We start from the raw sequence: 6,191 nt of genomic DNA, 5'->3' as shown, positions 1-6,191 counted from the left end.
GTGGGCGGGTGGGTGCTGAGAAAGCCGTATGTGAAGGCCAACTGCCATGCCTTTCGGTCATCCGGCCGCATCAGAATGGATGCCGATGCGACTCGCTCGGTGAAGACGGCTGTCCCGTCTGCCTGTGCGGTGGAACCCGGAGCCTTCACCGAGGGCCCGCCCTCATACGGGGGCCCGGCGGTCGCGACTGTCAGCTGAAAGCGTGGTCTGCGGCTACCTGACACTATCAGCCGCTGATTTCGCTGTACTGAGCCTGCGTTTCGGGTGTCGGCCCGGGCGGGGTGGCGTGCTGATCGCTTACGAGTCAATGTGCTCGGCTCGCTTACGAGTCAATGTGCTCGGCTCGCCGGCGGAAACGCCCACTATCAGCAAGGCCCATCACCAATCGCGATAGCAGACTTGGCAGGGGGTTCGCTCCGCCGGCTCGCGAGCCGGCGGAGGGGGCGCCTTAGTGGTGTCCGCGTACTGCCCAGGCGCGCGCAGTGAGGGCGATCGATCCGTCCGGCCGGGTGGGCAGCCGTCGGCGCAGCATGTCCCGCAGGGTGGCCTTGCGGTCTTCGGGGAGTGATCCGACGTAGCCGGGCGCCGGAGCCTGTCCGCCGAGGAACGGCGCCCAGTAGTCGTCAAAGTCCCGGAACACGGTCGGCACCTCGATCGCCTCGACGACCACGTCGGCCAAACCCGCGCCGGACCACAGCTCGCGCAGCGGCTCCGGCCGGCACTGCGGAAACCGCCGCCCCTCGTCCAGCGCCGCGGCCGCAGGATCGAGGGCGGTGACGGTATCCCAGAAGTGCCGTAACATCGCCATGCCCTCGGCGTAGTCCCACACATAGGCGGCGACCGTCCCGCCGGACGTCGCGACGCGCGTGAATTCCGCCACGGCACGTTCCGGCTCAGGTACGAAGTTGAGCACCAGCCCGCTGACCACTACGTCGAACCGGCCATCCGGGAAGGGCAACGCCATGGCGTCGCCGGTCTCGAATCGTGTCCGCGGATCGGTGATCTGGGCGCGGGCGTACCCGATGAGCCCCTCGGAGGGGTCGACACCCGTCAGCTCGGCGGGGTGAGCGGCGCCCAGCGCGGTGGCGGACAGCGCGCCGGTGCCGCAGCCCGCGTCCAGCCAGCGTCGTCCGGCCGGAACGGCGAGCCAGGACACGAAGGAGGCAGCGACACGGCGGCTCCAGCGGCCCATGAAAGAGTCGTAGGCGTCGCCGCGGGCCCACACCTCGTGCGTCACGGCGCAAGAATACGCCTGCCGCCGACGGGAGAGCGGCCTCAGCGGCGGTTGCGTTCGCCAAGGCTCGCGGACCGTGCCCGGGTGTGCGCCTACGGTTTGTCTGCCCGGCTTCTTCTGGTGTGTCTGGCGGCGTTTCGGTCGGCCCAGTGGATGGCGTGGTCCGCGACTCGTTCCCATTGCGGAGCGCCGAGGGCGAAGTGCGGCATCCGGGCGAATTCCTGATAATCGGTGACCGCGCGGGAATTGCGGTACCGGTGATAGGTCTGGCGGACCAGCGTGGCGGGGACGGTGTGGTCGGCGCCACCGGCGATCAGGAGCAGCGGGGCGCGCGTGTCATGGCTCACGTCCACTCTGGTTGCGGGGTGCCGTCGCAGGTTGGCGGCGGCCGCCTGGAAGAGTGGCCGGCCAGGGGCGGGGACGCAGTAGCGCTGGTAGATCACCCCCGACTCTTGTGGGGTCAGGGTGTTGGTGAACGCGTAGTGGAACTGCTTGGGGCTCAGTGCCACGGTCCTGCTGCGGTTGCCGGGATTGGCCAGGACCGGCATGGCCACGCGCAGGCTGCTGAGCGGCAGCCGCAGCACGCCCTTGATCGGAGCGGGGTGGATCGCCACGCCGGCGGCGCCCAGACCGCGGTCCAGCAGGATCTGGACGATCAATCCGCCGAAGGAGTGGCCGATGATGATGGGCGGCCAGGCCTGCTCGCGGACGACGGTCTCGTAGAAGTCGGCGACCTCGGTGACGCCCAGGCCGTTCATCCCCTCAGGGTTCTTGCGCAGCGCTTCGACCTCGATCTCCATGCCCGGCCAGGCCGGCGCGAGTACCTGGTGGCCGAGTTGGGTGTAGCGCTCGATCCAGTGCTCCCAGGCGCGTGGGGTCAGCCAGAGTCCGTGGATGAGGAGGATGGGAGGCTTGGTGCCGGTGCTCTCTGCTTCGGTCATGGAGTAACTCCCTGAGACGTTCATTGGTCGGGTGGCCCGCAGCCGTGGACGTAGGGGGAATGCACCGCGGCGGCCGTAGCGCGGCCCACCGGCGGAGTTTCCCGGTCCGAGCGGGCTCACCCCGGCGTCCCTCCAGCGCACATGAGCCCGCAGTAGAAGGAAACGGGCAGTTTGCGCGCAGCTCATCTCCATAACTGATAACCGAGCACTCAGTGATTGCCGTCTCCGCAATTGGCATCAAGCCCGCCGGCGCAGCCCGTACCGCCAGGAGGAAGGACACACACTGAGCTTGCTCATCGATTTCAGTGATAACGGGAGCGGTGATTGCTCGTTTCCTAGCAGTAGACCGGGAATCACACTGGAGCTCCAAGCCGCACTGACAGCGGCGAATGCCCCCCCCGACACCAGGTCATCGCGATGAGTCTGCGTTGGGCCGATGGCCGGCGGAGTGGCGAAAGGAAATCGCGATGAGTCTGCGCTGGGAGATCGACAACAAGGTACAGGCCTTCAAGCGCTGGGCCAGGCAACGCCTCGGCCGCGCCACCGGCGACCAGCGTCACCAGGTTGCGGGCAAGCCCGATCGGGTCGTGGGCCATCTGAAGCAGCCTGGAGGGAAGGCCGACGACGCCTCCAAGCACTGATTCTCTCCGTGCAGGCCGGCGGCTCAAGACCGCGGTCGACCGTGCCGATCGCCGCGCGACGACCCTTCGAAAAGAGCCCTCAGGTGACCACCACCCCCTTGCCGACTGAATAGAGTCCACGCTCCACGAGGCACTTGGAGCGGGGGAGACGGCCCGGATCGGCGCCGCACAGGCAGGGAGGGGCGGCGGGCATGGAGTTGCGTCGGCTTGCGTCACGAACCTTGGTGATCGGTTCTGGAGATGGATCCTTCCCGATCGCCTGTTTCCGTACGGCACCTGTGGGTGTCGGCTGGAGCTGAATGAGTTCGACCGTCGGTGTCGTCACTCATACCGCCCCCTGCTTCGACCGGTCCGGAAGACCGATCCCCTGCAGACATCGATGCACCGCCATAGGAGCTCGGCCATGGGCATCATCGCTTGGATCATCCTCGGACTGGTCGCCGGGGCGGTGGCCAGAATGCTGGTCCCGGGCAAGGACGCGCAAGGTATGGTCATCACCTTCGCGCTCGGCATCGCCGGGGCGCTGCTGGGTGGCTTCGTCGCCACCCAGCTGTTGGACGTCTCAGGCATCCAGGGGTTCTTCGACCTGTCCACCTGGGTGTGCGCCATCGTCGGCGCGGCAGCCCTGCTGCTCGGCTACCGCCTGATCACCGATCGACGTCCGGCCCGGCGGGCCGGTCGCCGATGACCTCGCCCAGCACCCCCGGGTGTTCACGCTCCTGCCGCGGCGAAGGTGCTGAGTGATGCCCATCGGCGGAGCTATCACGGTGATCGCCTTCGGTGCCATCCTCTCCTTCGCCCTGGCCGACAGCTCGGTGGGCGGCTTCGACCTGCGCATCATGGGCATCATCCTGATGCTCGGCGGCACCCTCGCGCTCCTGCTGTCCCTGCTGCTCCGCAACAGACCACGCCCGGCCTGGTCGACCGCCCGCAGCCGCCAGGACGACATCGACGACCGACCGCTATCCAGTCCAGATGATTCGCCCGGCCACGACGCCGGGCAAAGGCGCGGCGGCAGGCCTCCCGGCGACCGCCGGTCCTGACCAGCGCCGGACGGCTAGAGCACAACCCGCTGCTCTCCGCCCTCCAGCCCTCGGCAGGAGGCGAGAGGGTGGCCAACTCGCGAAGGCGGACATGCCCACAATGACCACAATCGTCGCCATCGCTGTGGCGGCGATCTTGATCGCCGCCATCGGCTTCGTCGTGGTGCAGCAGCGCTGGCAACGCATGCGCCAGCGGGCCGGCTCCCAACACAGACCCGCCATGAGCGAACGTGACAACCGCGGCGGGGCCGAGCAGGAACTACGCCCCCGGTAGGGACGGGCCGCACGCCGCACCACTACCGCCAGGCCCACGAGATCAGCGGGCGCGTCGCCCAACCCTCAACCCGCCGACCAAGCCGGGCGATGACCGGCCAACATCGCAGGGAGAATCCCGAAACGGCTCGCGAAAAGGATGACAAGAGATGAATACGCGAAACGACGACGAACGCCTCGACGAATCCGCCGACCCGCCGCCGCTCCGGCCTGGGCCCGTTCCAAGGCGTGACAGCGACGGCAAGGGCAGGCTGCCGCCAGCGTCTGACAAGCTCGTTTTCGATCCGGCGGCGCGAGCCACCGCGCCGCCGGTACCGTCCGAGCCATTGCTCGACAACGATCCGGCCGACTGATCTCCCCGACGGCCGCCAGCGCGGCTTCACCTCTCCGGCCGGGGCGAGCAGGACGATCGCAGGCGCAGGTGTGCGGTGGTGCACCGGTCGAGGCGCCCTGCCAGGCCATGCCGGATGAGCTCGCGCAGGCAGCGATCATGGGTCACGATGGTCAGTATGAGCGACGATGATGAAGCGCGCGCTGAACTGGAGGATTGGAGCGAGTTCATCGGCCGGATCCGTTATGACGGTCCAGGTCCTGGTGATGCCGGTGACGAGCGGTTGGCCGATGAGGCGGTGGCCGACGAGTTCTCCGGCTGGGGTCGGCTCGACGGCTCTGCCGAGATGAACAATCTGGTCTGTCGTGCCCTGGAGATCGGCTACTTGCGGGCTCTGCAGGACGTGCGCGAGCAACGGATCGCCGGGCTGGGGCCCACAGCCTGATATCGGCACGAAAGGCGCGTGCGATGGTCAGTGAAGCCCAGCCTCAGCCCACAAGGGCGGCCGCGCGCGGCGATGTCCTACAGCCAGGCCCGTGCCGCACTCGATCAAACGCAACGGCTTCTGGAGAAACGCGCTTACTCGCAGGAAGCGCGCGCCGCACGTTGGGATGAGTCCGCCGGGGGATCGAAGTCAAGGCGACCGCTGCTCAGAACCCCTTCTGCCTACATCGTTCAACGCTGGGCAGGTGCTCCTTGCGGGTTCTGGCGAAAGGAGCCGGCCGTGTCTGAAAATATCGCCCTGATCATTCGATTCCGCCCGGTGGGCGGTGAAGACGTCTCCGTGATGAGCGGGGACTTCGACGGGGAGCCGGAGGCGGTGGCGGCGATCGCTCGTGCTGTGGACGAGCGGCGCAGCCTGGTGTTGATGCGGGCGAGATATGACCGTGAGGCCGACGTGCACGGTGTGGTCATCAACCTCGCCAACGTGGTGTCGGTGCGTGTGTCGAAGACGGACAGCGCCGAGGCGGGCCAGTACCTGTAGCGGGCGGGCTGCCCGATCATGACCTGACATCAGCCGGCCGGACGATGTCCTCGGCCACACCCACGCGAAGGAGGCCGGTGCAGTCCAAGCCGGATACCGGGCAGAGAGAGAATCTAGTGCGGGGGAACCGAAGATCCATGACGGGACATGTGCCCCAGAGCCGCAAGGCTGTGGTGGACCGGTCGGAAGGCTTCGGCGAGCGGCTGCTGGGGCAGTTGCTGGACCGGGCTCACACCATGCCTCCACAGCTCATCGCTCCGCTGGTGGCGGAGGAGGTGCGCAGGATCGGTGGCCGGGATGTTTCGATCCTGCTGCAGGACTATGACCAGGTGATGTTGGTGCCGCTGCCGGGCAGGGGGCTCATGGGCGGCGATCCCCTGCCCATTGACGGGTCATGGGCAGGCGAGGCTTTTGTCAACGAGACGAGGGTGGAGCTTCCGGTGCCCGACGGCATCCGGATGTTCCTGCCGCTGCTCGATGGCAGTGATGAGGTCGGGGTGATGGCCCTGACTCTCAACAGCGTCGACGACGACGACCGCCGATTGCTGCGACGGCTGGCCGGTCTGGTGGCCGATATGCTCGTCACCAAGAACAGTTATACAGACCAGTTCTTCCTCTCGCGTTCCGCAGCTAATCGGGGTGCTGAGGCATGATCGAGCATGAAGATGCAGGTCGGCGACATGAGGCCTAGCGGAAATCGCGAGAACGCCTAGTAACACGACTTCCACGAAACAGCAGTCACA

General features: G+C 67.3%; 9 protein-coding genes. 7 read left to right on the top strand and 2 right to left on the bottom strand.

What is annotated here, in order from left to right:
* Positions 1-448: 448 nt before the first annotated feature.
* Together ETD86_RS51940 and ETD86_RS51935 are read right to left on the bottom strand one after the other, a co-directional pair.
* Positions 449-1,237, bottom strand: a complete 789-nt coding sequence (locus tag ETD86_RS51940) for a class I SAM-dependent methyltransferase (protein WP_211370876.1) — start codon at positions 1,235-1,237, stop codon at positions 449-451.
* Between the two features lie 89 nt (positions 1,238-1,326).
* Positions 1,327-2,175, bottom strand: a complete 849-nt coding sequence (locus ETD86_RS51935) for an alpha/beta hydrolase (RefSeq protein WP_138673993.1) — start codon at positions 2,173-2,175, stop codon at positions 1,327-1,329.
* Between the two features lie 467 nt (positions 2,176-2,642).
* Here ETD86_RS51935 and ETD86_RS51930 point away from each other — a divergent pair, with 467 nt between their 5' ends.
* From ETD86_RS51930 to ETD86_RS51905, 7 genes are all read left to right on the top strand, one after another.
* Positions 2,643-2,816 (top strand): CsbD family protein, encoded by a 174-nt coding sequence (locus ETD86_RS51930; RefSeq protein ID WP_138673992.1) that lies wholly within the window; start codon positions 2,643-2,645, stop codon positions 2,814-2,816.
* 403 nt (positions 2,817-3,219) lie between these two features.
* The gene (locus tag ETD86_RS51925; protein WP_138673991.1) at positions 3,220-3,504 is read left to right on the top strand and encodes a GlsB/YeaQ/YmgE family stress response membrane protein; all 285 of its coding nucleotides are present in this window, start codon (positions 3,220-3,222) and stop codon (positions 3,502-3,504) included.
* 55 nt (positions 3,505-3,559) lie between these two features.
* The gene (locus ETD86_RS51920) at positions 3,560-3,859 is read left to right on the top strand and encodes a DUF6458 family protein (protein ID WP_246149486.1); all 300 of its coding nucleotides are present in this window, start codon (positions 3,560-3,562) and stop codon (positions 3,857-3,859) included.
* Positions 3,860-3,959: 100 nt separating this feature from the next.
* A complete protein-coding gene (locus ETD86_RS56405) occupies positions 3,960-4,133 on the top strand; it encodes a hypothetical protein (RefSeq protein ID WP_170223765.1) in 174 nt (57 codons plus the stop codon).
* 508 nt (positions 4,134-4,641) lie between these two features.
* Positions 4,642-4,908: a hypothetical protein gene (locus tag ETD86_RS51915; protein WP_138673989.1), complete on the top strand. Its 267-nt coding sequence runs from the start codon at positions 4,642-4,644 to the stop codon at positions 4,906-4,908.
* A 279-nt stretch (positions 4,909-5,187) separates the two neighbouring features.
* On the top strand, positions 5,188-5,448 hold the full coding sequence (locus tag ETD86_RS51910; protein WP_138673988.1) for a hypothetical protein: 261 nt from the start codon (positions 5,188-5,190) through the stop codon (positions 5,446-5,448).
* A gap of 137 nt (positions 5,449-5,585) precedes the next feature.
* Complete coding sequence (locus tag ETD86_RS51905) at positions 5,586-6,101, top strand: hypothetical protein (RefSeq protein ID WP_211370875.1); 516 nt, start codon at positions 5,586-5,588, stop codon at positions 6,099-6,101.
* Positions 6,102-6,191 lie beyond the last annotated feature (90 nt).

Source organism: Nonomuraea turkmeniaca, from assembly GCF_005889735.1.
Classification (GTDB): Bacteria; Actinomycetota; Actinomycetes; order Streptosporangiales; family Streptosporangiaceae; genus Nonomuraea; species Nonomuraea turkmeniaca.
Note: the sequence above shows the minus strand (reverse complement) of the source record. Positions and strands in the feature narration are given on the sequence as shown.